The sequence below is a fragment of the Streptomyces sp. NPDC087300 genome, from assembly GCF_044744425.1.
Classification (GTDB): domain Bacteria; phylum Actinomycetota; class Actinomycetes; order Streptomycetales; family Streptomycetaceae; genus Streptomyces.
The window spans coordinates 215,368-237,436 of record NZ_JBIUYI010000004.1 but is presented as its reverse complement, the minus strand read 5'-3'; the positions used below and the strand labels follow the sequence as shown (position 1 = coordinate 237,436).

20 protein-coding genes, 2 tRNA genes and 1 pseudogene are annotated in these 22,069 nt (G+C 70.6%); 7 read left to right on the top strand and 16 right to left on the bottom strand.

Annotation, left to right across the window (positions count from 1 at the left end; all coding sequences use genetic code 11):
• Nucleotides 1-58: 58 nt before the first annotated feature.
• From ACIO9J_RS16870 to leuS, 3 genes are all read right to left on the bottom strand, one after another.
• A complete protein-coding gene (locus ACIO9J_RS16870; RefSeq protein ID WP_401999198.1) occupies nucleotides 59-904 on the bottom strand; it encodes a DegV family protein in 846 nt (281 codons plus the stop codon).
• 102 nt (nucleotides 905-1,006) lie between these two features.
• Complete coding sequence (locus tag ACIO9J_RS16865) at nucleotides 1,007-1,747, bottom strand: hypothetical protein (RefSeq protein ID WP_401999195.1); 741 nt, start codon at nucleotides 1,745-1,747, stop codon at nucleotides 1,007-1,009.
• 158 nt (nucleotides 1,748-1,905) lie between these two features.
• Nucleotides 1,906-4,806, bottom strand: a complete 2,901-nt coding sequence (gene leuS / locus ACIO9J_RS16860) for a leucine--tRNA ligase (RefSeq protein WP_401999192.1) — start codon at nucleotides 4,804-4,806, stop codon at nucleotides 1,906-1,908.
• 429 nt (nucleotides 4,807-5,235) lie between these two features.
• On the opposite strand from leuS, the gene ACIO9J_RS16855 reads away from it, so the two are divergent.
• The gene (locus ACIO9J_RS16855; RefSeq protein WP_401999190.1) at nucleotides 5,236-6,351 is read left to right on the top strand and encodes a hypothetical protein; all 1,116 of its coding nucleotides are present in this window, start codon (nucleotides 5,236-5,238) and stop codon (nucleotides 6,349-6,351) included.
• Nucleotides 6,348-7,940 carry an NADH-ubiquinone oxidoreductase-F iron-sulfur binding region domain-containing protein gene (locus ACIO9J_RS16850; RefSeq protein ID WP_401999187.1) on the top strand — a complete coding sequence of 531 codons (1,593 nt, stop codon included), beginning with the start codon at nucleotides 6,348-6,350 and terminating at the stop codon, nucleotides 7,938-7,940. The genes ACIO9J_RS16855 and ACIO9J_RS16850 overlap by 4 nt, the downstream gene beginning before the upstream one ends.
• Nucleotides 7,941-8,465: 525 nt before the next feature.
• Here the strand turns inward: ACIO9J_RS16850 and ACIO9J_RS16845 are convergent.
• On the bottom strand, nucleotides 8,466-9,080 hold the full coding sequence (locus tag ACIO9J_RS16845; protein WP_401999184.1) for a TetR/AcrR family transcriptional regulator: 615 nt from the start codon (nucleotides 9,078-9,080) through the stop codon (nucleotides 8,466-8,468).
• Nucleotides 9,080-9,928 (bottom strand): oxidoreductase, encoded by an 849-nt coding sequence (locus ACIO9J_RS16840; protein WP_401999182.1) that lies wholly within the window; start codon nucleotides 9,926-9,928, stop codon nucleotides 9,080-9,082. Before ACIO9J_RS16840 ends, ACIO9J_RS16845 begins: the two co-directional genes overlap by 1 nt.
• A 174-nt stretch (nucleotides 9,929-10,102) precedes the next feature.
• Between ACIO9J_RS16840 and ACIO9J_RS16835 the strand changes: the two are divergent.
• Together ACIO9J_RS16835 and ACIO9J_RS16830 are read left to right on the top strand one after the other, a co-directional pair.
• A pseudogene (locus ACIO9J_RS16835) lies at nucleotides 10,103-10,692 on the top strand (transposase family protein).
• Between the two features lie 251 nt (nucleotides 10,693-10,943).
• On the top strand, nucleotides 10,944-11,510 hold the full coding sequence (locus ACIO9J_RS16830; RefSeq protein WP_401999179.1) for a hypothetical protein: 567 nt from the start codon (nucleotides 10,944-10,946) through the stop codon (nucleotides 11,508-11,510).
• Nucleotides 11,511-11,750: 240 nt separating this feature from the next.
• Here ACIO9J_RS16830 and ACIO9J_RS16825 read toward each other — a convergent pair.
• Nucleotides 11,751-11,823: transfer RNA gene (locus ACIO9J_RS16825), tRNA-Ala, on the bottom strand.
• A gap of 121 nt (nucleotides 11,824-11,944) precedes the next feature.
• On the opposite strand from ACIO9J_RS16825, the gene ACIO9J_RS16820 reads away from it, so the two are divergent.
• On the top strand, nucleotides 11,945-13,192 hold the full coding sequence (locus ACIO9J_RS16820; RefSeq protein ID WP_401999176.1) for a glycosyltransferase 87 family protein: 1,248 nt from the start codon (nucleotides 11,945-11,947) through the stop codon (nucleotides 13,190-13,192).
• Here the strand turns inward: ACIO9J_RS16820 and ACIO9J_RS16815 are convergent.
• The 3 genes from ACIO9J_RS16815 to ACIO9J_RS16805 form a co-directional block, all read right to left on the bottom strand.
• The gene (locus ACIO9J_RS16815; protein ID WP_016643127.1) at nucleotides 13,161-13,394 is read right to left on the bottom strand and encodes a hypothetical protein; all 234 of its coding nucleotides are present in this window, start codon (nucleotides 13,392-13,394) and stop codon (nucleotides 13,161-13,163) included. The genes ACIO9J_RS16820 and ACIO9J_RS16815 overlap by 32 nt on opposite strands.
• Before the next feature lie 3 nt (nucleotides 13,395-13,397).
• Nucleotides 13,398-13,580 carry a hypothetical protein gene (locus ACIO9J_RS16810; protein WP_401999173.1) on the bottom strand — a complete coding sequence of 61 codons (183 nt, stop codon included), beginning with the start codon at nucleotides 13,578-13,580 and terminating at the stop codon, nucleotides 13,398-13,400.
• 70 nt (nucleotides 13,581-13,650) lie between these two features.
• A complete protein-coding gene (locus tag ACIO9J_RS16805; protein ID WP_401999170.1) occupies nucleotides 13,651-15,135 on the bottom strand; it encodes an MFS transporter in 1,485 nt (494 codons plus the stop codon).
• 124 nt (nucleotides 15,136-15,259) lie between these two features.
• Between ACIO9J_RS16805 and ACIO9J_RS16800 the strand changes: the two genes are divergently transcribed.
• Entirely contained in the window at nucleotides 15,260-16,189 is a 930-nt protein-coding gene (locus ACIO9J_RS16800; protein WP_401999167.1) for a helix-turn-helix transcriptional regulator, read from the top strand.
• 23 nt (nucleotides 16,190-16,212) lie between these two features.
• On the opposite strand, the gene ACIO9J_RS16795 is transcribed toward ACIO9J_RS16800, so the two are convergent.
• From ACIO9J_RS16795 to ACIO9J_RS16765, 7 genes are all read right to left on the bottom strand, one after another.
• Nucleotides 16,213-16,285, bottom strand: a tRNA-Ala gene (locus tag ACIO9J_RS16795).
• 126 nt (nucleotides 16,286-16,411) lie between these two features.
• Nucleotides 16,412-17,053, bottom strand: coding sequence for a histidine phosphatase family protein (locus tag ACIO9J_RS16790; protein WP_401999164.1), 642 nt, complete (start codon nucleotides 17,051-17,053; stop codon nucleotides 16,412-16,414).
• Nucleotides 17,050-17,493: a ribosome silencing factor gene (gene rsfS / locus ACIO9J_RS16785; protein ID WP_098242493.1), complete on the bottom strand. Its 444-nt coding sequence runs from the start codon at nucleotides 17,491-17,493 to the stop codon at nucleotides 17,050-17,052. Before rsfS ends, ACIO9J_RS16790 begins: the two co-directional genes overlap by 4 nt.
• 155 nt (nucleotides 17,494-17,648) lie before the next feature.
• Nucleotides 17,649-19,493, bottom strand: coding sequence for an LCP family protein (locus ACIO9J_RS16780; RefSeq protein ID WP_401999161.1), 1,845 nt, complete (start codon nucleotides 19,491-19,493; stop codon nucleotides 17,649-17,651).
• 16 nt (nucleotides 19,494-19,509) lie between these two features.
• Nucleotides 19,510-20,136, bottom strand: coding sequence for a nicotinate-nucleotide adenylyltransferase (nadD, locus tag ACIO9J_RS16775; RefSeq protein ID WP_055550448.1), 627 nt, complete (start codon nucleotides 20,134-20,136; stop codon nucleotides 19,510-19,512).
• 101 nt (nucleotides 20,137-20,237) lie between these two features.
• Complete coding sequence (locus ACIO9J_RS16770; protein ID WP_401999157.1) at nucleotides 20,238-20,402, bottom strand: hypothetical protein; 165 nt, start codon at nucleotides 20,400-20,402, stop codon at nucleotides 20,238-20,240.
• A gap of 86 nt (nucleotides 20,403-20,488) precedes the next feature.
• Entirely contained in the window at nucleotides 20,489-20,758 is a 270-nt protein-coding gene (locus ACIO9J_RS16765; RefSeq protein WP_402001158.1) for a hypothetical protein, read from the bottom strand.
• Between the two features lie 98 nt (nucleotides 20,759-20,856).
• On the opposite strand from ACIO9J_RS16765, the gene ACIO9J_RS16760 reads away from it, so the two are divergent.
• On the top strand, nucleotides 20,857-22,011 hold the full coding sequence (locus ACIO9J_RS16760) for a M48 family metallopeptidase (RefSeq protein ID WP_401999154.1): 1,155 nt from the start codon (nucleotides 20,857-20,859) through the stop codon (nucleotides 22,009-22,011).
• Nucleotides 22,012-22,069: the final 58 nt, after the last annotated feature.

Below are 22,069 nucleotides of genomic sequence, written 5' to 3'. Positions count from 1 at the left end.
GACCGAACAGACCGAACAGACCAAGCGGACCGAGCAGACCAGGCGGCCCCCGCCCACCTCACCGAGGCGAGACCACAGCCCCCAACAACCCCGGCCCCGTGTGCGCCCCGATCACCGCGCCCACCTCGCTGACGTGCAGCTCGGCGAGGGCGGGGACCCGGTCCCTGAGCCGGTCCGCGAGGTCCTCGGCCCGCTCCGGGGCCGCCAGATGGTGCACCGCGATGTCGACCCGGCCTGAGCCCGCCTTCTCCACCACGATCTCCTCGAGCCGGGCGATCGCCTTCGACGCCGTCCGCACCTTTTCCAGCATGTCGATGCGGCCGCCGTCCAGCTTCAACAGGGGCTTCACCGCGAGCGCGGAGCCCAGCAGCGCCTGTGCCGCGCCGATGCGGCCGCCCCGGCGCAGATAGTCGAGCGTGTCGACGTAGAAGTACGCGGCCGTGTTCGCGGCCCGCTTCTCCGCGGCCGCCACCGCCTCCTCCGCCGAGTCGCCCGCCTCCGCGGCCTCCGCCGCAGACAGGGCGCAGAAGCCGAGGGCCATCGCGATCATGCCGGTGTCCACCACCCGTACCGGCACCGGGGCGTCCTTCGCCGCGAGGACCGCCGCGTCGTACGTCCCGGAAAGCTCGGCGGACAGGTGCAGGGACACGATCGACGTGGCGCCCGCCTCCGCGACCTTCCGGTAGGTCTCGGCGAACACCTCGGGGCTGGGCCGTGACGTGGTCACGGGCTTCCGCTTCTGCAACGCGAGGGCGAGGGAGGGGGCCGAGATCTCGGTCCCTTCCTCCAGCGCCTCGTCCCCAAGGACCACGGTCAGGGGCACCACGATGATGCCGTGCCGCTCCGTCGCCCGCTGCGGCAGGTAGGCCGTTGAATCCGTGACGATCGCGACATGGCGGGACATGAGCTGGAGATTACCCGCCTGGGTCGACCGGCGGCAGCCCGGCCCCCGCTCGCCCGGATCCCGGAGTTCCGCGCCCGGATCCCGGAGGTTCTCACAGGTGGCTCAGGTGGTGCTCTCCGGCCTGGTCTCCTTCTGCCACGAATACGTGGGCCGGGGGGTCGGCGGCGTAATGGCGGGCCGCGTCGGCTCCTGGGAGGTCCGCTCGGCCCGCTCGGACGGCTCGGGCCAGGTCTGCTCGGCGGCCTTGCCGGGCTCCTCCGTCGGCTCGGGCCAGGCGGCCGGGGTCCGCTCGGGCGCCGGCTCGGTCGTCCAGTGCCGCAGCGCGCCCGCTTCCATGTCGATCTGGGTGCTCAGGGAGTCCACATCGTCCTCGGCGAACCGGCGGGCGCGGTCGCGGGCCGCCCAGCGCAGCGAGTCGGCGGCCTTCGTGATCTGTTCCGTACGCTCCCGCAGGCCGGGGAGGCGCTGGGCCAGGGCCGCCTTGTCCGGGTCGCGCTCCAGGCGTCGGAGCTCGTCGTCCAGATCGTGTCCGTGCGCGCTGAGCCGCTCGAAGAGGACCAGGGACTCCCGCAGCGAGGCGTCCTCGGTCGCGCCCGCGTGCAGCACGTCCTGGGTCGCGCGCATCGACGTGCGCAACGAGAGGCGTAGCTGCGCCAGTTCGCTCGCGGCGCCCGGGGTGAAGGTCTTCGCCCTGAGCGTGGTGTCCTCCACCGTGCGGCGGGCCTCCGAGATCGTGCGGTCCACCCCGCGCTTGACGGCCTTGACGGCCTTCGCCGTCATGTACACCCCCAAGACGAGGAAGAGCACGACGAGCAGCGCCACGACTGCGACCACGGCTTCCATGACGCTCCTCTCCGATGCAGTGACCGTCCTCCCACCGTAAACGGAGAAGGCAGGCCGGAGGTTCCAGCGGAACCCCCAACCTGCCCGTAGGGGAAGACCCCTATGCCCCGGTCACGCGGTCGACCTGCGAAGAGCGACCGGAGACCGCCTACTGGCGACTACGCGGGAACGATGTTCACCAGCTTCGGCGCCCGCACGATCACCTTGCGGATCCCGGCCCCGTCCAGCGCGGCCACGACCTTCTCGTCGGCCAGGGCCACCTTCTCCAGCTCCTCGTCGGAGATCGAAGGGGAGACCTCCAGGCGCGCCTTGACCTTGCCCTTGATCTGCACGACGCAGGTCACGGACTCGTCCACGACGTACGCCGGGTCGGCGACAGGGAAGTCCTGGTGGACGACCGAATCGGGGTGGCCCAGCTTGCGCCACAGCTCCTCGGCGACGTGCGGGGCCAGCGGCGCGATCAGCAGCACCAGGCGCTCGGCGACGGACTTCGGCACCGCGCCGCCCACCTTGGTCAGGTGGTTGTTCAGCTCGGTGATCTTGGCGATGGCGGTGTTGAACCGCATGCCGTCCAGGTCCTGGCGCACGCCGTCGATCGACTTGTGCAGCGCGCGCAGCGTGCTCTCGTCGATGTCGGCCTCGGCGACGTCCGCGACGGTGACCTCACCGGTGGACTCGTCGACGATCAGGCGCCACAGGCGCTGCAGCAGGCGGTACTGGCCGACGACCGCGCGGGTGTCCCAGGGGCGGGAGACGTCCAGGGGGCCCATCGCCATCTCGTACAGGCGCAGGGTGTCCGCGCCGTACTCGTCGCAGATCTCGTCCGGGGTGACGGCGTTCTTCAGGGACTTGCCCATCTTGCCCAGCTCGCGCTTGACCGGCTCGCCCTCGAAGAAGTACGCGCTGTCGCGCTCCTCCACCTCGGTGGCGGGCACCGGGAAGCCGCGGGCGTCCCGGTAGACGTACGCCTGGATCATGCCCTGGTTGTACAGCTTGTGGAACGGCTCGGCCGACGAGATGTGGCCCAGGTCGAACAGGACCTTCGACCAGAAGCGCGCGTACAGCAGGTGCAGGACGGCGTGCTCGGCGCCGCCCACGTACAGGTCGACGCCACCGGTCGGCTGGCCCTCCCGCGGGCCCATCCAGTACTGCTCGATGGCCGGGTCGACCAGCTTCTGGTCGTTGTGCGGGTCCAGGTAGCGCAGCTCGTACCAGCACGAACCGGCCCAGTTGGGCATGGTGTTGGTCTCGCGGCGGTACTTCTTGGGTCCTTCGCCCAGGTCCAGCGTGACGTTGACCCAGTCCTCGTTGCGGGACAGGGGCGTCTCCGGAGAGGTGTGCGCGTCGTCCGGGTCGAAGGTGCGCGGCGAGTAGTCCTCGACCTCCGGCAGTTCCAGGGGCAGCATCGACTCGGGCAGCGAGTGGGCGACACCGTCCTCGTCGTAGACGATCGGGAAGGGCTCGCCCCAGTAGCGCTGACGGCTGAACAGCCAGTCGCGCAGGCGGAAGTTGACGGTGCCCTCGCCGATGCCGCGGGTGGCCAGCCAGCCGGTGATGCGCGCCTTGGCGTCGACGACTCCCAGGCCGTCCAGCGAGATCTCCGCGTTCGCGGAGTTGATCAGCTTCGCCTCGTACGAGGCGAAGGCGTCGTCCCACGTCGACGGGTCGGTGCCGCGGTCGTCCGCGGGCTCGACCACACAGCGCATCGGCAGGTGGAAGGAGCGGGCGAAGGCGAAGTCGCGGCTGTCGTGCGCCGGGACGGCCATGATCGCGCCGGTGCCGTAACCCATCAGTACGTAGTCGGCGATGAAGACGGGGACCTGCTCGCCGCTGACCGGGTTGGTGGCGTAGACACCAGTGAAGACGCCGGTCTTCTCCTTGGCGTCGGCCTGGCGCTCCACGTCGGACTTGGAGGCGGCGAAGGCGCGGTACTTGGCGACGGCCTCGGCCGGGGTGGCGTGCCCGCCGGTCCACGTCTCGTGGGTGCCCTCGGGCCAGGCGGCGGGGACGACCTTGTCGACCAGCTCGTGCTCGGGCGCCAGGACCATGTAGGTGGCGCCGAACAGGGTGTCCTGGCGGGTGGTGAAGACGGTGATGGCGTCGCCTTCGGAGCCGACGGGGAAGTCGACGCGGGCGCCTTCGGAGCGGCCGATCCAGTTGCGCTGCTGCAGCTTGATGGCCTCGGGCCAGTCCAGCGCGTCCAGGTCGTCCAGCAGGCGGTCCGCGTAAGCGGTGATGCGCATGTTCCACTGGCGCAGCTTGGCCTTGAAGACGGGGAAGTTGCCGCGCTCGGAGCGTCCGTCGGCGGTGACCTCCTCGTTGGCCAGCACGGTGCCCAGGCCGGGGCACCAGTTGACGGGCGCGTCGGAGGCGTACGCCAGGCGGTACTGGCTCAGGACCTCGGAGCGCTCCCCGGCGTCCAGCTCGCTCCACGCACGCGTGGTGCCCGGTACGGCGCGCTCACCGCTGTCGAACTGCGCGACCAGGTCGGCGATCGGGCGGGCCTTCTTGGCCTCGGCGTCGTACCAGGAGTTGAAGATCTGGACGAAGATCCACTGGGTCCACTTGTAGTAGTCAGGGTCGATCGTCGCGAAGGAGCGGCGCTTGTCGTGGCCCAGGCCCAGGGCGCGCAGCTGCGACTTCATGTTCTCGATGTTGGCCTCGGTGGAGACCCTCGGGTGGGTGCCCGTCTGCACGGCGTACTGCTCGGCGGGCAGGCCGAAGGCGTCGAAGCCCAGGGTGTGCAGGACGTTGTGGCCGGTCATCCGCTGGAAGCGCGCGAAGACGTCGGTGGCGATGTACCCCAGGGGGTGGCCGACGTGCAGGCCCGCTCCGGAGGGGTACGGGAACATGTCCATGATGAACTTCTTGGGCCTGTCGACCAGGGCGGTCTCCGCGTCGCCCCGCGCGGCCATGTCCCCGCTGGGGTTCGGCGCCTCGTAGGTGCCGTCGGCGTCCCAGAAGTCCTGCCAGCGTGCCTCGATGTCAGCGGCCAGAGCGGCCGTGTAGCGGTGCGGCGCGGCCACCTCGGAGGCGGCAGCAGAATTCGTCTCGCTCATGATCCTCAAAGCTCCATCGATCGTCTCTGCCTGCGGAATTGACCGGCACCACGGCGGCCCAGGTCAAATAAAAATGCCCCTCGCACAGGAGGGGACGCCGCGCCGATTCCGACCGCGATTCACCGGCGGTCGGGACTGATCAGCGCGGCCCGCTAAGCAGAAGGCGTACGGCACGCATGGCGTCAGGGTACCGCAGGCCTCGCGCGCCCCGCGACGGGCTTCCACGCCGGGCCCGCCGTCACCGGCCGGCCACTTCCGCACCGCTCCGGCACCGCAACCCTGGCCAAGGGTTACTCCGCGTACCGTCCCTTACCGGGGCAACACCAAGATCGTGTCGCGCTTTGATAACAACGCAATAACTCAAACCCCGTACCCACCGGTATGGAGCGACTTAGCATGCGGCGATCGAACCAATTCGGAGCCGCCCCCATGAACCCTCTGAACCCGCACCGTTCGCTCCCCCGTTCGCGCCGCCCCGCCTTCCTCGATCCCAGCAGGAACACCCGGAGATCCTTAGGCGCGGCGGCACTGCTCCTGATACCCCTTCTCGTCTTCGCGAGCAGTGACGCCTTCCGCACCGCACTGGACTTCACCACCGGCGTGCTGTGCCTGGTCTCCCTGACCGCCTCGGTGGTCTGGGGCCTGGTCGCCACGGACCGCCTCTTCCTGCGCTCGCGCCAGCGACTGCTCGCCCAGGCCGTGCACCGGGCCACCGCGGTCGCCTCCGTCGGCTTCCTGCTCCTGCACGGCACCGTCAAGGTCGCACTCGACCACGTGTCGCTCCTGGGCGCCCTGGTGCCCTTCGGGCTCGGCGTGACCGGCAGCGCGGGGCTCATCGGCCTCGGCTCGCTCGCGGGCCTCCTGATGGTGCTCACGAGCGTCACGGGGGCCCTGCGCAGCGCCTTCGCCTCGCCGGCCAAGGTCGCCTCGCGCTGGCGGGCGCTGCACATGCTCGCCTATCCCGCCTGGTGCGCGGCGCTCATGCACGGTCTCTACGCGGGCCGCCCGCCGAAGCCCTGGGTGATCGCCCTGTACTGCCTGTGCCTGGTCTCGGTCGCCGGAGCGGTCGCGCTGCGTTCGGCGCCGCCCGCGGTCAAGCGGAAGGTCGCCGCCAAGATCCTGGCCCTGCTCGAACCGGAGGGCGCGGCCGCCCGCCGCGGCGAGCCGCCGGTGCGGGACACCGCCGCCGTGCCGCTCCCCGGCACGACCACGGCCCCCGCCCCCGACCCGGTCGTCGGCATCTCGGCGGCCTACCGCGCGCTGGCCACCGCCGAGTCCCGCCACCGCACCGACACCTTCCACCCCGCCGAACCGCTGCCCCGGGCCGAGCCCGCGGGGCGCTGGCCCGCACCCTCCCCGCCGCCACCCGCCGAGTCGCCCTACGTGGCCCCCCAGCCGACGTACGACACGGCCCCGCAGCCCGTGTACGACCCCGCCCAGGACCCCGCGTACGACGGCGGCCCCGTCACCGAACCGCTGCCCCGGCCCTTCCAGGCGCCGAGTTCGGGTGAGCCCTGGAACGCCGCCACCGGAGGCCATCAGTGAACGCGCCGCTGCCCGACGTCCCCGAAGTCCGCGTCGTCGGCCTGCCGCTGCTGACCTCGGGCTTCGATCTGGTCGAACGCCTCGATCTCGGCATGCACCTGAAGGTGCACGGCCCCCTGGAACCCATGGCGGGCGAGCCGCTCGCCACCCTCGCCGAGCAGATCGCGCTGCGCGGCAGGGGCGGCGCGGGCTTCCCCTTCACGCGCAAGCTGCGGTCCGTCGCGGACGCGGCGATCCGCCGGGGCGTGCGCCCCGTGGTCGTCGTCAACGGCAGCGAGGACGAACCGGCCTGCCGCAAGGACACCGTTCTGATCAACCGCGCCCCGCACCTCATCCTGGACGGTGCCCTGCTCGCCGCGGAGGCCCTCGGCGCGCGCACCCTGATCATCGGCGTGACCCGCGACTCCACCGAGGCCTCGATGGCCGCCGCCCTGGCCGAGCGCGGCCTCACCAACCGGCGCGGGGCCACCCTCCGCGCGCGCGTGCAGCGCAATCCGGTCCGCATGGTCACCGGGGAGTCCTCAGCGCTGGTCCGCTCGGCCGACGGGGGCCCGCCACTGCCACCGGGCCGCAAGGTGCGCACCGCCGACTCCGGAGTGGGCGGTGCGCCCACGCTCCTGTCCAACGCGGAGACGTTCGCGCAGCTCGCGGTCGCCGCACGGACCGGCGCCGAGCGCTACTGCCGCACCGGGCTGCGCGACGAGCCGGGCACGGTCCTGCTGACCCTCTCCGGAGCGGTCGCCCGGCCGATGGTCCTCGAAGTCCCCACCGGAGTGCCGCTGCGGTACGTCCTGGAGCTGGCCGGCGCGCCCGCGCTGCCCCAGGGCGTGCTGACCGGCGGCTATCACGGCAGATGGCTGGAAGCCGTCACCGCGCACGACGCGGTGGTCTCGCGCGCCTCCCTGGACGCCTGCGGGGGTGCGCTGGGCGCGGGCGCGATCCTGCCGATCGGCCAGGACACCTGCCCACTCGGGGAGTCGCTGCGCGTGGCGCAGTGGCTGGCCGCCGAGAGCTCCGGGCAGTGCGGCCCCTGCTATCTGGGCCTGCCCGCCGCCGCGCGCGGCCTCGCGGACGTCCTCGCGGGCGGCGGCCCGACCGCCCTTGAGGCGCTGCGCGAGGTGACCCGGGCCGTGAAGCGGCGCGGCGCGTGCAAGCACCCCGACGGCTCGGCCGCCTTCCTGGAGTCGACGGTCTCGGCGTTCACGGACGACCTCGCGGCGCACGTCCTGGGCGGCGGCTGCGGTCGCCCCGTGGAAGGCGTCCTGCCCCTCCAGGCGGAAGCTCCCCAAGGAGAGGCGCCCACCGGCCGCAGGCTGGCCGTCGACTGGACGCTCTGCCAGGGGCACGGCCTGTGCGCGGACATCGTCCCCGAGCTGATCCAGCTGGGCCCTGACGGCTTCCCCTCGGTGGCGGAGGCCGCCGTACCGCGCTACTCCGAAGCACGTGCCTTCCGTGCGGTGCGCCGCTGCCCCGCGCTCGCCCTGCGCATCGAGGAGGATCCCGCGACCACCCCCGTGAACCGGCCCGCGCCACCCGCCGCGCTCCCGCAAGGACGCGGCCGCAGGGCACTGGGCAGCGGAAGGGCCTGACACGCGTACGACACAGAAGAGCGGGCCACCCGATCCGGGTGACCCGCTCTTCCTCAATCCCTGTGGGGTGTTCACGAGTGCGGTTGGCAAGCGACGACTCCACACTCGTCAAGGTCGTTGCCCGATCGGATGGTGATCGCTGCCCGGCACTGCACTGCACTCCGCGCAGCTGATCGGCGCGGCGGGACCGATCTTCCATCCCGCCTCCCACGCTCGTCTGCACCCAAGGTCCGACACCGAGCGCAGGAGCGCTCTTCAAGGACACGAGCTGGCCGACAGTCAATGGTAAAGACTCGAACTCTCTTGTCTACGCGGAACTCGTGTACGGCACCATGGAGATCAAGTCGAGTCTCGACAAGGCAGGTCTCGAACAGGACTGCCAGAAGATCTTGACAGCGAAGGAGATCGACAAGGCCGCGTTCGAGGACGGGCCCCGACATCAGGTATTCCGTTGGCGGAGTGCCTGACGGTGGGCCTCGGAGTCACGGGGTTCGGTTTCGTGCCTCACCGTACACACCAGATGCATCAGGTGATCAGGCCGGCGCTGATCAGCCAGATGTGTTCGCAAGTCGAAGATGCCTTTTGCAACTCTTCGCGGGACTCTTGGGAGGCGTGGTAGAAGGTCCGCTCGATCATCCAGCACAGGGCGCGTGCCATCGCCGACGCTTGCTCTGGTTCGGTACCGGCCTGAACGCCGGCTCGTTCCAGGACGGCGGCGATGGCCGTGATGAACAGGTCTGCCGTGTGGCTCCACAGCTCGCCGATCTCCGGCACGGTCAACGACAGGTCGATCGCCGTGCGCATGACCAGGCCGTGCTCGTTCCACAGCTCGACCGTACGCCGCATGGCTGCCGCGATGGCCTGGCCTGGCTCGTCGGTTTGCGCGGTGACCCGGGACCGCTCCCACAGATGCTCAACGGTCCGGGCCACGAGCGCCGTGACCACTTCTTGCTTGGAGCCGAAGTAGAAATACAGGGCGCCACGTGTGATGCCGGCGCCCTGCGCGATGTCGCCGACAGTCATGGCGTCATAGCCCTGTTGTGCCAGCAGAGCCTCGCAGGTGTCCAGAATGGCCCGCTCCCGGACATCGCCCTTGCGTTCGGTGGCGCGCCGGCTCCGCGCAGAGTGATGGCTGGGCATCAGAGCTGAGCACCCTCGGCAAAGTCGGTTGTACGGGAGAGGCGCTCCCATGCGCGGATGTCCTCGTCCACAGCCGTGCGCGCGGCAGTGACCAGTCGCAGCGCATCCGAGCCAAGGACGAGGTGGGCCGGCGGCTGTTCGACCGACGCGATGTGCACGACGGCGTCCCCAGCCTTGGTCGGATTACCCAGCTGATTCCCGCTGGCCTTCTGCCGCGCTTCACGGATAGGGGCGAACAGCTCGTCGTAGTCATCGATGGACTGCGCAGCGCGCGTCATGGACCGTCCGGCCCAGTCGGTGCGGAAGGACCCGGGCTCGATCGCCGTCACGTTGATCCCAAACTGTGCGACCTCCTTGCCCAGCGCTTCCAGGATGCCTTCCAGGGCGAACTTGCTGCCGCAGTAGGCGGACATGCCGGGCACGGCCATGAGTCCGCCCATGGAGGTGACGGCCATCAGGTGCCCGTGGCGGCGCTGGCGCATGTGGGGCAGTGCTGCCCGCAGGGTGGCCACTGCCCCGAATACGTTGACCTCGAACTGCCGCCGCACCTCGGCCAGCGGGGTTTCCTCGAAGGTGCCCTCCAGGCCGTAGCCCGCGTTGGCGACGACGACGTCCAAAGGACCGACGCTCTGCTCTACCTCCGCGACGACACTCGACACGGCGTCGTCGTCAGTCACATCCAGGATGCGGCCGTGAGCGTATCCGGGTTTCAGCGCTTCGAAGACCCTCAGGTCCTCCTCGGAGCGGACCGTTCCCACGACGGTGTGCCCGGCGGCCATGGCTGCCTGGGCGAAGGCCCGGCCCAGGCCCGTGCTGACGCCGGTGATGAGCCACTTCTGCTGCTGCACTGCTCCTCCAGAAAGGTCTCGCCAGGAGCTGGGATGCCCCTCACCCAGAAAGTCTACACAACGTCGAGTTTAATCAACGTGATGTTGATTCTGTCGCCCCCAACGGCATCATGCTCAGCCGAGGTCAATCCGGCCCCTCGCCGAGCCGCTCGCCTCGGCTGGAACGATCACGGTGTGGCTGGAGAAATCACGGCGTCGGCGCCGTCCTGGACAGGGCCCCTTGCGGGGCTGAGCCCGCGCGCTGCTTCGGCAAGTTGGTAGCCGCAGTACGACGTGAGCAAGCCACAGATCGACCGCGCGGCCGACCCTGGAGCCTGTCGCTGGAGGATCGCGTCCTGCTGGTCACGGCCGTACTGGCGCACGAACTTGACGATGCGCCAGCTGGCGCCCCTGTTCGGGATCTCCCAATCGGCCGCAGACCGCATCATTGACCACCTCGGTCCGCTGTTGGCGGTAACCGACATGACTCCCGAGGCTGGGGGCCCGGCGCCAAAGCCGCCGTCGGGAACACGATGACGATTGCCGACGGCTGCTATCAGGGCACCGGTCTGGTCATCCCGCACCGCCGCCGCACGGGCGAAGAACTGCTCTCCTGGAAGGAGGGGCACAATCGAGCGCACAAACAGGTCAGGGCGCGCGTTGAGCGCGTCTTCACACGCATGAAGAGCTGGAAGATCCTTCGCGACTGCCGCCTCAAAGGCGACGGCGTCCCTCACGCCATGCTCGGCATCGCCCGCCTCCACAAGCTCACCCTCACCGGATAGAGGGCCCCAGAGTCGGTGAGCCGTGCCCGAACGCGTTAGAAGGTCACTTACGGGACAGCCCTTAGTCGCTTAGCGATCCGCTCCGCCAGCCGCTTGGAGCGCTCCGGACGACGTCTGTAGCGCGACCCACCTTCTGCCTGTCGGGCACTGCCCGGCACCAGCTGGGCATCCGGACAGAGGAAACCCTCAGCCCTACACACCAACTGGCCTTCTCGCGCCGGATCTACCGGGCTTTCGACCGCATCACAACGGTGCTCGACCCGGCCCGCGCCGACCGGCGCCGCCGCCTTCCTCTTGACGAGGCCGCCCGCCTGGCGGCTGCCGGAGAGGATGACGATCCTGAGCACATCCGAAAGAAGGCGGTACTGCAGCAGATCTGCACCGCCTTGATCACCACCACCATCCACATCGCCCGGCACTGCGGGGCCCTCAAGCACTGGCAGGGCGATGTCGGCATCGATGCGACCGCTCTGGCCTCCTGGCACAACCCTGCGGACGACCGACACGGGCTGGCCTCCGTCGACCTCACCGCAGGCTGGCATTACAGCGGAGGGTCGGGCACGGGCACCTTCGGCCTGAGTGGGCATCTCGCGCTCGCAGCCCAGGCCCGCCCCGCTCCGGGACGGATCGCGCACCTCGTGCTTGGCTTGGCGGTCGACTACCCCGGGCGCCGCACCGGAAGGAACGCGGTCACCTTGCTGGCGCCACTGGCCGAACTCGGCCTGCCCGCCACCGCCTACGACGGCATCCCCACACCCGAGCCCGACCAGCCCGGACCTCATCCGACCGGGCGTCCGCCACCCCAGGCACCACGATGATCCGGAAATGAACAGCCACACCAACCGCCACCACGAGACGTTCCCGGTCCCGCAGCCACCCCACCGCGCGCTCCGCCGCATCGGCCACCCCCGGAAGGCTCCTCCGAGAGCCCCGGAACCGCCACTCAGCCCCGGCCGGACCTCAAAAGACCTCCGAAAACTGCAAGATCCCGCCCAATCGACTCGATCGGACGGGATCTCGGGAAGCTATCTTGAGCGAACTCAAGAACTTCCCCCCTGTGGAGCTAAGGAGAATTGAACTCCTGACCTCCTGCATGCCATGCAGGCGCTCTACCAACTGAGCTATAGCCCCTTGCTTGTCCGCCCGGTTCCCCCGGCGACTTCGTAAACATTACACGGTCTCCCCCGTGCTCCACCAAATCGTTTCCGTTCTGGCGCGATACGCCCGGAAGCGACCGGTACTGTCGCCTTTCGTGACCGTGCTCGCGCTCGCCGCCGTCCACCGCCGTGTACCGCCGGCCGCCGGGGCCTGCCTGCTCTCCTTCGCGGCCTTCTGGCTCGCGCAGCGCGCCGCCGACGTCTCGATGATCGACCTGCTCGTCTACCGGGCCGAGGGCGCCACCGTGCGCGCGGGCGGCGACCTCTACGCGCTGCGCACCACCGAGGCCAGGCTGCCCACCACCTACCCGCCGTTCGCCGCCCTCCTGTTCACCCCGCTGACGCTCCTGGACACGGCGGACATGCGCACCCTGGCGACCCTGGGGAACCTGCTCCTGCTGATCGCGCTGGTGCGCCTCTCCTTGCGCCTCACCGGGCTGCCCGCGCACGGACGGAACGTCCTGTGGGTCTCCGCGGCCGCGGTCTGGTGCGAGCCGGTGTGGACGACCCTGCGGTACGGGCAGATCAATCTGCTGCTCGCCGTCCTGGTCCTGTGGGATCTGACCCGGCGGCCCGGGAGCACCGGGCAGCGCTGGGCGGGCGTGGGGATCGGGGTCGCCGCGGCGGTCAAGCTCACGCCCGCGCTCTTCGTGGTGTTCCTGCTGCTGACCGGCGCCGCCGAGGCGCTGCGGCGCGGCACGTGGCGGCCCGCCGTGCGCCACGCGTGCGTGGCCGTCGCCGCGTTCCTGTGCGCGACGCTGCTCGCGGCCGCCGTCCTGCCGTACGACTCGCGCCGGTTCTGGACCCGGATGGTCTTCGAGGCGGGCCGGGTCGGTCTGGCCGAGGACACCGCGAACCAGTCGCTGCGCGGCGTTCTCGCCCGGCTCCTGCACACCGGCGATCCGGGCGCGTGGTGGGCGGTGACGGCCGCGCTGGTCGCCGTGGCGGGTCTCGGGGCCGCGGTGGCCGCCGCGCTGCGCGGGGAGCGGGCCTGGGCGGCCCTGTCCTGCGCGGCGACGGCGCTGCTGGTCAGTCCGGTGTCGTGGTCGCACCACTGGGTGTGGTGCGTGCCGCTGGTGCTGCTGCTCGGGGCGCAGGCGCTGCGCCGGGGCGGCCGGGCCCGGTGGGCGGCCGCCGGGGCCGCGTCCCTGGCCTTCTGCTCGTACGCCCTGTGGTGGGTGCCGCACGGCGAAGGGCGGCTTGAACTCGCGCAGAACTATGGCCAGATGACGCTGTCGGCCCTCTACGTAGTGACCGCCTGCGCGTTCCTGCTGGCCTCGATCGTCCGGTCCCGGAGCGCGTGGACCGCGCTCACGCGGTGGCGAACGAGTAGAACCTCTTGAGCGTGCAGTGCTCGTCGAGCAGCCGACCGTAGATCGGCTCCCCTTCGAGTTCGCGGTACGTCTCGATGGGGTCGCCCTTTATGATCAGCGCCCGTGCGCATTCCTCGCACCAGTACTGGTAGTCAGGGTTGACCGGCTCCATGTCACGGACGATCGGCGTACCACTGCCGCACCAGTCGCATTTCCGCCTGTGTGCACCCATCGATCAGCTCCAGCTGTGGCCGCAGGCGGTACACACGTACGAAACTCCGCCGTTGTCACCGAGCACCTGGGCGACGTGGGACGAGCCGCAGGAAGGGCAGTCGAGGAGGGCGCGGAGCGCGGCTCGGTTCCGTATCGCCGCCGCGTCGGAGAGGTGGTCGACCTCTCCGAGGATGCTCGCAGGCATCGCGCTCTCCCTCCCGTCGGGCTGCGTCCCCTTCCGGCCGTCCGATTCTGCCACGCTCTGAGCGACCCGGTCAGCGACGCATTCGTACCAGTCCGGACACGGCGCCCAGTGCGGCCACCGAGGCCAGCGCGTAGAAGCACACCAGGAGCGCGTTGCCGGATGAATACGCCCCAGGAGCCCCCTGCGACTCAAGCCGGTTGAAGAAGAGCGCTCCGAAACAGGCAACTCCGGTCAACTGGCCGAGCTGTGTGACCGTCGCGAGCAGCCCGCTGGAGTCCGCCGCGTCCTCGGCCCGCACCCCGGCGAGCGCCCGCGTGAGCGTCGGGCCGAAGCCGAGGGAGAGCCCGCCGCCCACGCCCACCAGGGCCACGTACAGCCAGGGCCCGCCGTCGCCGCCGTCGCGCAGGAGCAGCCCCACCGCGGCCGTCGACACCGCGGTCAGGACGAACCCGCCCGGGATCAGAACCCGTTGGAGCGGCTCCGGCCAGCGCCGCCACACCAGGCCGACCACGCCGAAGACCACGGCGGTCGGCGCGAAGGTGAGACCCGCGCGCAGCGGGCTGTAGCCGAGCCCGCCCTGGAGGTGCAGCGTGAGCGCGAACAGGAAGCCCGCGTTGACCGCCATCCCGGCGGCGATCCGGAAGACCGCCAGGCCGATCCCGGGCGTGCGCAGGACGCGCGGCGCGATCAGCGGCGCACCGCCTCGGCGCGCGAGGCGGGACTCGTAGGCGCAGAAAAGGACGAAGAGGACCACGGCGGCGGCCATGGAAAGCCAGGACCAGAGCGGCCAGTCCGCCTCCTGCCCGAGCACCAATGGCACCGTGAACAGCGAGACGGCGGCGCCGAGCAGCACGAGGCCCGGCAGGTCGAGCTCGCGCGCGGGCCCCGCCGCCCGCTCGCCCCGTCGGCCGTCCTCGCCGTCGTCATCATGTGGCAGCACGCGGACCGCCATGACGAGCAGGACCAGGCCGACGGGCACGTTGACCAGGAACACCGGGCGCCAGCTGGTGCCGAACAGGTCCGCGCTGACGAGGATGCCGCCGAGCACCTGCCCCGCGGCGGCCCCGATCGCGAGGACCGCCGAGTACGCGCCGAGCGCCTTCACCCGCGCCTCGCCCGCGAAGTTGCGCTGGATCAGGCTGAGCACCTGCGGGATGAGGACCGCGGCGCCCGCGCCCTGCACCAGCCGGAAGGCGATCAACTCGCCGGTGCTCTGGGCGAGTCCGCAGGCCAGCGAGGCCGCGGTGAAGACCGCGAGCCCGCCGAGGTAGACGCGACGGTGGCCGATGCGCTCGCCGAGCCGGGCGCCGGTGATCAGAAGTACGGCGTACGTGATGGTGTAGCCGGCGATCACCAGCTGCAACCCGGCCCCGGACGCGTGCAGTTCGGTGCGGATGGTGGGCGCCGCGACATTGACGATGAAGGTGTCGAGCGGGGCCATGAACTGGGCGGCCAGCACGACCGCGAGCAGCCGTCCGCGGCGATTGTCAGTGCCGGGCGCTTTACTGAATGCGGGAGTTGAACCCGCGGGGGCGGGTGAGGTGGTCGTCGTCATGCCATTGAGCGTGCCGACGGTCCGGTACGGGTAACGAGAGCCCGCTGATGCTGGTACTGACAGCACCTGGCAAGGACCGCGGCGGGGGCGGACCATGGAGAGCGTGACGACGGGGGACGTGACGATGAGGACGACACAGCGACGCCGGCCGGAGCTCGCCGCCTTCCTGCGCGGCCGCAGGGCCCGGGTGACACCGGCCGACGTGGGCATGGCGCCGGGCCTGCGCCGCCGCACCCCGGGGCTGCGCCGCGAGGAGGTCGCCCAGCTCTCCGGCGTGGGCGTGACCTGGTACACCTGGCTGGAGCAGGGCCGCCCGATCAACGCGTCGGCCCAGGTCCTGGACGCCGTGGCGCGCACCCTGCGCCTCGACCAGCCCGAGCGCGAGCACCTCTACCACCTGGCCGAGGTGCCGTACGCCCCGGACCGCGAGCGGGCGGCGGAGGTGGTCGGCGCCGAGATCCAGGGCATCATCGACGCCCTCGACCCCCGCCCCGCCGTCGTGTACAACGCGCGCTACGACGTCCTCGCCACCAACCCCGCCTACCGGGAGCTCTTCTCCCTGCCGGTCCCCGAGAACATGGCCTCCCGCGTGCCGAACGTGCTGTGGAGCCTGTTCACCGTGCCCGAGCCGGAGTGCCCGCTGGTCTTCCGCGAGACCGAGCTGCCCACCATGGTGGCGACCATGCGCGGGGCGTACGGCAGGCATGTGGGTGAGCCCGTCTGGGAGGACTTCATCCAGATCCTCTCCGAGGCCAGCCCGCGCTTCGCCGAGTTGTGGGAGAGCGGCAACGTCATACCGCCAGGCTCGCGCGTGAAGACGTTCCGGCACAAGACGATCGGCGAGCTGCGCATGACGTCCGTCTCGCTCGCGGTCAACGGGATGCCGGAGTGCCGGATCGTCGTGTACACCCCGGACGACGAGGAGAGCAGGCGGCGTACGACGGAGCTGTGGGAGATACGCAGGCGAAGGGACCGGAACCAGGAGCCGGAACGGGAGCGGGAGCAGGAGCCGGAGCGGATTCAGGGCCGGGAAGCAGAAAATCCCGCCCCCTGAGGGGGACGGGATTTCCGGAACTGTGGAGCTAAGGAGAATTGAACTCCTGACCTCCTGCATGCCATGCAGGCGCTCTACCAACTGAGCTATAGCCCCTTGCGTTCTTCCCGCTCGGCGGGCGAACAAGAAGAACTTTAGCCTGCGACCAGCCGGAATGTGAAATCCGGGTGCGGCCGCCCACCGAAGCGGCCCCGAGGCCGCCGCGGCGCGGCTCCGGTGCGCTCAGTCGTCGTCGCCGAGCACCGGTTCCGGCAGCGTGCCCGCGTTGTGCTCAAGGAGACGCCAGCCGCGCGCGCCCTGGCCGAGGACCGACCAGCAGCAGTTGGAGAGACCGCCGAGCCCCTCCCAGTGGTGGGACTCCAGACCGAGGAGACGACCGATGGTGGTGCGGATGGTGCCGCCGTGGCTGACGATCACCAGCGTGCCGTTGTCCGGCAGCTTCTCGGCGTGGCGGAGCACGATGGGCGCGGCCCGGTCGGCGACCTCGGTCTCCAGCTCACCGCCGCCGCGGCGCACCGGCTCGCCCCGCTTCCACGCGGCGTACTGGTCGCCGAAGCGCGCGATGATCTCGTCGTGCGTCAGGCCCTGCCACTCACCCGCGTACGTCTCCCGCAGCCCCTCCTCGTGCGTCACGGGCAGGCCCGTGACGGCGGCGAGCTCGGCCGCGGTGGCCGCCGCCCGCTTGAGGTCGGAGGCGACGATGGCGTCCGGCTTCAGGGAGGCGAGCAGCCGGGCGGCGCGCCTGGCCTGGGAGACGCCCGTCTCGGTCAGCTCGATGTCCGTGGAGCCCTGGAAGCGGCGCTCCAGGTTCCAGGACGTCTGGCCGTGCCGCCACAGGATGATCCGGCAGCCGCGGTTGCTCACCGCAGCTCACCGTCCAGGTCGGCCTCCTCCGCGGCCCGCTGCTCGGCGTGCTCGGCGGCCTTGCCGCGGGTCGCCTTGGCGTCCGCGGGCAGCTCGATCTCGGGGCAGTCCTTCCACAGGCGCTCGAGCGCGTAGAAGACACGCTCCTCGCTGTGCTGGACGTGCACCACGATGTCCACGTAGTCGAGGAGGATCCAGCGGGCGTCGCGGTCCCCCTCGCGGCGGACGGGCTTGGCGCCGAGCTGCTTGTTCAGCTGCTCCTCGATCTCGTCGACGATCGACTTGACCTGGCGGTCGTTGGGCGCGGAGGCGAGCAGGAAGGCGTCCGTGATCGACAGCACGTCGCTGACGTCGTACGCGATGATGTCGTGCGCGAGCTTGTCGGCAGCCGCCTGGGCGGCGACGTTGATGAGCTCGGTGGAGCGGTCCGTGGCGGTCACTAGAGAGCTTTCCTTCGGGTGGTGGATTCACCCCAAGGGTCTCACGGACCGCCGACGCCGCCCCAGACGATTACTCGATACCCCTGTCTGCTCCGTCACCCCGCCCTGCGGACGGGGTGACGGGGACGGCCCGGGAGAGCGGTCCGGCGGCGGTGTCAGCCCGCCTTGTAGTCCTGGCCGAGGACCACGGACACGTCCGCGTTGGCCGCGGTCCTGCCCTTGCGGACCGCGCTCGTCGGCAGGCCGAGGGTCTTGGCGACCTCGGTGGCCTGCGCCTTCTTGGCCGCGTCGGCGTAGGTGACCTGCGAGGTGGGCTGGGCACCGGAGCCCGTGCCGCCGTCGATGAAGGTGTAGCCGCCGTTGACCAGGTCGACCCTGGCCTCCTGCGCGGCGCCCTTCGTCCCGGAGGCGTTCTTGACGCCGACGCGTACGGCCGCGTCCTTGTCCGGGCTCTTCACCGCGCCGCCGAGGACGTCCTTGACGACGCTCTCGCCGGTCTTCTCGCTCAGCGTGCCGTCCTGCTGCACGGGCAGCAGCGTCGTCTTGTAGTCGCCGCCCTTGGCGCGGTCGGCGAGCTTGGCGAGGAAGGCGCCGAGGTCCTTCTCCTCCAGCGAGGGGTCGAGGATCTGTGCGAGCGACTGCACGGTGGTGGTCGCCGCCTGCGGGTCCGACGACAGCTTGCGCAGGATGCCCTGCATGACCTGGCCGAAGCGGGCGAGCTGGGCGTTCTCGTCCTCGCCCGCGGCACGGTAGGTGGCGTAGGCGACGGCCATCGGGCCGCTCAGGGTCTGCTGCTCGCCCTTCTTGACCAGGGGCGCCTCGCCCTTCTTGGCCTTCGGGTCGGGCACGTCCGCGTTGGTGTCGATGTCGATGTTGCCGACGAGTTCGACGAGGTTGTTGAGGTAGGGGGTGTCCAGGCGCCAGGTGCCCTCGACCTCGGTGCCGAGCACCGTGTCGATCGACTCGCGGGTGCCGGTCGAGCCGTCGTCGTCGACGGACTTGCCGAGCGTGGTCGAGGCGCCGTTGTCGTCGGGGACGGCGAGGGAGTTGGGCAGCAGGACGGTGGCGCCGCGCTTGGTGGTGGCGTTGTTCACCAGGAGCGCGGTGGAGGTGGCCTTGGTCTTGGTGTTGTGCAGGTGGACGACGACCACGTCGCGCTTCTGCGGTCCCGCCGCCGCGGCGGTGCCGCCCGTCTCCTCCGACTGTCCCGGCAGCTTGCCGGCGAACCACAGATAGCCGACGCCGCCCGCGACGACGAGCGCGAGGGCGACGATCAGCGCGACGACACGGGAGCGCCCGCGCCGCTTGGCCTCCTCGCGCCGCTCGGTGCGGCTCTCGGTGAACTTCAGCCAGTCGATGACGTCTTCGGACTCTTCGTCCGGCTCCTCGATGAACGAGAACTGCTGGGTCTCGTACTCGCGCTGGGACTCGCGCCGCGGCTCGTCCGGCGCGGACTCGGGGGCGTGCGCGGTTTCGGGGGCGTGCGCGGGCTCGGGCGCCCGCGGAGGCTGCTGCTGCGGGGCCTGCCGCTGCCTGGGCTGCTGCTGAGGGATCCATCCGGCGTCGTGCGCCGTACCGGAGCCGGAGCCGGTGCCAGTGCCGGTCCCGGTGTCGTAAGAAGTCCCGGCCCCCGTGTCGTACGAAGTCCCCGCGCCGCCGCCGTACGGGTCGTACGACCCGTTCTCGTACGTCCCGGTGTTGTAGGAACCGGCGTCGTACCCCTGCTGCTGCCCGCCCGCATACGGGTCGTACCCGTACCCCTGCGGCTGCTGAGCCTGCTGCGGCGACTGGTGCTGATGCGACTGCTGTTGCGACTGCTGTTGCGACTGCTGTTGCGACTGATGCTGCTGCGGTGGCTGCTGCTGAGGGACCTGCGGTTGCACCTGCTGGTACACCGGCCGCCCGTACTCGTCGTACCCGACGATCTGATACTGATCAGCCGCGTACTCGCCCGCATACGGGTCGCTGCCCGCATACGGGTCGTACTGTCGGTCGTTCACCGGTGCCCCTCTCGGCTCAGTCGCCGCGGTACAGCTCGCGCTTGTCGATATAACGCACCACACCGTCGGGCACCAGGTACCAGACAGGGTCCCCCTTGGCGACCCGCGCGCGGCAGTCCGTGGAGGAGATCGCCAGGGCGGGAACCTCGACCAGGGAGACGCCGCCCTTCGGCAGGCCGGGGTCGGCCAGCGTATGTCCGGGCCGGGTCACCCCGATGAAGTGCGCGAGGGAGAACAGTTCTTCGGTGTCCCGCCAGGTGAGGATCTGGCCGAGGGCGTCGGCGCCCGTGATGAAGAAGAGGTCCGTGTCGGGGTTGAGCGCGCGCAGGTCGCGCAGGGTGTCCGTGGTGTACGTGGCACCGCCGCGGTCGATGTCGATGCGGCTCACCGAGAACTGCGGGTTCTCCGCGGTCGCGATGACCGTCATCAGATAGCGGTCCTCGGCAGGGGACACCTGCTTGTCGCTCTTCTGCCACGGCTGCCCGGTCGGCACGAACACCACCTCGTCGAGGTGGAACTGCGCGGCGACCTCACTGGCCGCCACCAGGTGTCCGTGGTGGATCGGGTCGAACGTTCCGCCCATGACGCCCAAGCGGCGCTTGCCGTTGCTCACCGGACCGGTAGGCATGTCCTGCTCTCCCATGCGTGCAGACCCTACCGGCCCGGTCGGCGGGCTCCGTTGCTGCGGTCACCGCAACCGCGGCCGCGCGGCGGTACGGAGGCCGCCCTGTCGTACGACGGGGCTCAGCGGTCCCGGTTGAAGCGCGTGGTGATCCACAGGAGCAGCAGGAGTGCGACGAACGCGCCACCACCGGTCAGGAGGGGGCTGAGGCTTTCGTGGTTGCCGCCGTGCTCGCCGCCCTCGGAGGCGAGAGTGACCAGCTGGGCGGCGGTGCTGTGGAAGCTCATCTCAGACAGGACCTATCCGGAGGTGGGGTGGGCATAAAGATTTCGGGCCCATCGTAAGCGGGGGCCTCGCTCCGGCTCACGCCGACTCAGCCGTTGCGGTCCTCGTCCGCGTCGCCGCGGCCCTGGCGCACGCTCTCGGAGCGCTTGTTCGCGGCCTCGGACCCGGCGGCCCCGCCCTCGGCCGCGGCGGGCCCCTCGTCCGCACCCTGCCGGTACCCGCGCAGCAGCAGCCACCCGACGAGGACGCACCCCACCACCATGACGATCAGCACGACGCGCAGCAGATTGCCCGGTCCCTGCTGTCCTGCGGCCTTGGCCGCCTCGGTGACCCAGGTGGCCGCGGGGGTGTGCTCCATGAGGACTACTCCTTAGGTGTGCTGCCCTGTCACGGTATCTCCGCCTACGCTGGGTTCCACCTCGGGGGCACGAGAGGACCAGACATGGGGGATGCGGCATGACCGACGATCACAACGGCGGCCCGGAGAACACCGGCCACGAGCACGTGCCGAGCCGGCAGCGCAGGCGTTTCCCCGGCATCTCGTCACGGACGTACGAGCACCCCGCGGACCGCTCGGCCCTGGTGGCCCTGCGCAAGCTCAGCGGCTTCGACACGGTCTTCAAGGCCCTCAGCGGTCTGCTGCCCGAGCGCAGCCTCAGGCTGCTGTTCCTCTCGGACTCGGTCCGGGTGTCCGAAGCGCAGTTCGCCCACCTCAACACCATGCTGCTGGACGCCTGTTACATCCTGGACCTGGAGAAGGTCCCGCCGATGTACGTCAACCAGGACCCGGTGCCGAACGCCATGTGCATCGGGCTCGACGAGCCGATCATCGTCGTCACGACGGGCCTGGTCGAGCTGCTCGACGAGGAGGAGATGCGGGCGGTCGTCGGCCACGAGGTGGGCCACGCGCTCTCCGGCCACTCCGTCTACCGCACGATCCTGCTGTTCCTGACCGGCCTCGCGCTGAAGGTCGCGTGGATCCCGCTGGGCAACGTCGCGATCATGGCGATCGTGACGGCGCTGCGCGAGTGGTTCCGCAAGTCCGAGCTCTCCGCGGACCGCGCGGGCCTGCTGGTCGGCCAGGACCTGCGGGCCTCCATGCGCGGCCTGATGAAGATCGCGGGCGGCAACCACCTGCACGAGATGAACGTGGACGCGTTCCTCGCGCAGGCCGAGGAGTACGAGGCGGGGGGCGATCTGCGCGACTCCGTCCTGAAGATACTCAACGTGCTGCCGCGCACGCACCCCTTCACCACCGTGCGCGCCGCCGAGCTGAAGAAGTGGGCCGAGTCCCGCGACTACCAGCGGATCATGGACGGCCACTACCCGCGCCGCGACGAGGACAAGGACACCTCGGTCTCGGACTCCTTCCGCCAGTCCGCCTCGTCGTACGCGGACAACGTCCGCAACAGCAAGGACCCGCTGATGAAGCTGGTCAGCGACATCGCGGGCGGCGCGGGCGACCTGGGCGGCAAGCTGCGCGGCAAGTTCACCGGGCAGCCGGGACAGGGCGGCCAGGGCGGCCAGGGCCCCAAGGAGCAGAGCGGCCCGGACGACGGCCGCCCCGACGCCCGCCCCGACGGCGAAGGACCGGACGACGGCGCGAAGTAGCCCTCGTACACGGGGTAGCCCCCGTACACGGCATCCCCGTACGCCGGACCCCCGTACG

Bases quoted from the DNA above. Each gene is read 5' to 3' on its own strand.
- ACIO9J_RS16870 (WP_401999198.1), bottom strand. From the start codon at position 904: ATGTCCCGCCATGTCGCGATCGTCACGGATTCAACGGCCTACCTGCCG.
- ACIO9J_RS16865 (WP_401999195.1), bottom strand. From the start codon at position 1,747: ATGGAAGCCGTGGTCGCAGTCGTGGCGCTGCTCGTCGTGCTCTTCCTC.
- leuS (WP_401999192.1), bottom strand. From the start codon at position 4,806: ATGAGCGAGACGAATTCTGCTGCCGCCTCCGAGGTGGCCGCGCCGCAC.
- ACIO9J_RS16855 (WP_401999190.1), top strand. From the start codon at position 5,236: ATGAACCCTCTGAACCCGCACCGTTCGCTCCCCCGTTCGCGCCGCCCC.
- ACIO9J_RS16845 (WP_401999184.1), bottom strand. From the start codon at position 9,080: ATGCCCAGCCATCACTCTGCGCGGAGCCGGCGCGCCACCGAACGCAAG.
- ACIO9J_RS16815 (WP_016643127.1), bottom strand. From the start codon at position 13,394: ATGGGTGCACACAGGCGGAAATGCGACTGGTGCGGCAGTGGTACGCCG.
- ACIO9J_RS16810 (WP_401999173.1), bottom strand. From the start codon at position 13,580: ATGCCTGCGAGCATCCTCGGAGAGGTCGACCACCTCTCCGACGCGGCG.
- ACIO9J_RS16805 (WP_401999170.1), bottom strand. From the start codon at position 15,135: ATGACGACGACCACCTCACCCGCCCCCGCGGGTTCAACTCCCGCATTC.
- ACIO9J_RS16800 (WP_401999167.1), top strand. From the start codon at position 15,260: ATGAGGACGACACAGCGACGCCGGCCGGAGCTCGCCGCCTTCCTGCGC.
- nadD (WP_055550448.1), bottom strand. From the start codon at position 20,136: ATGGGAGAGCAGGACATGCCTACCGGTCCGGTGAGCAACGGCAAGCGC.
- ACIO9J_RS16770 (WP_401999157.1), bottom strand. From the start codon at position 20,402: ATGAGCTTCCACAGCACCGCCGCCCAGCTGGTCACTCTCGCCTCCGAG.
- ACIO9J_RS16765 (WP_402001158.1), bottom strand. From the start codon at position 20,758: ATGGAGCACACCCCCGCGGCCACCTGGGTCACCGAGGCGGCCAAGGCC.
- ACIO9J_RS16760 (WP_401999154.1), top strand. From the start codon at position 20,857: ATGACCGACGATCACAACGGCGGCCCGGAGAACACCGGCCACGAGCAC.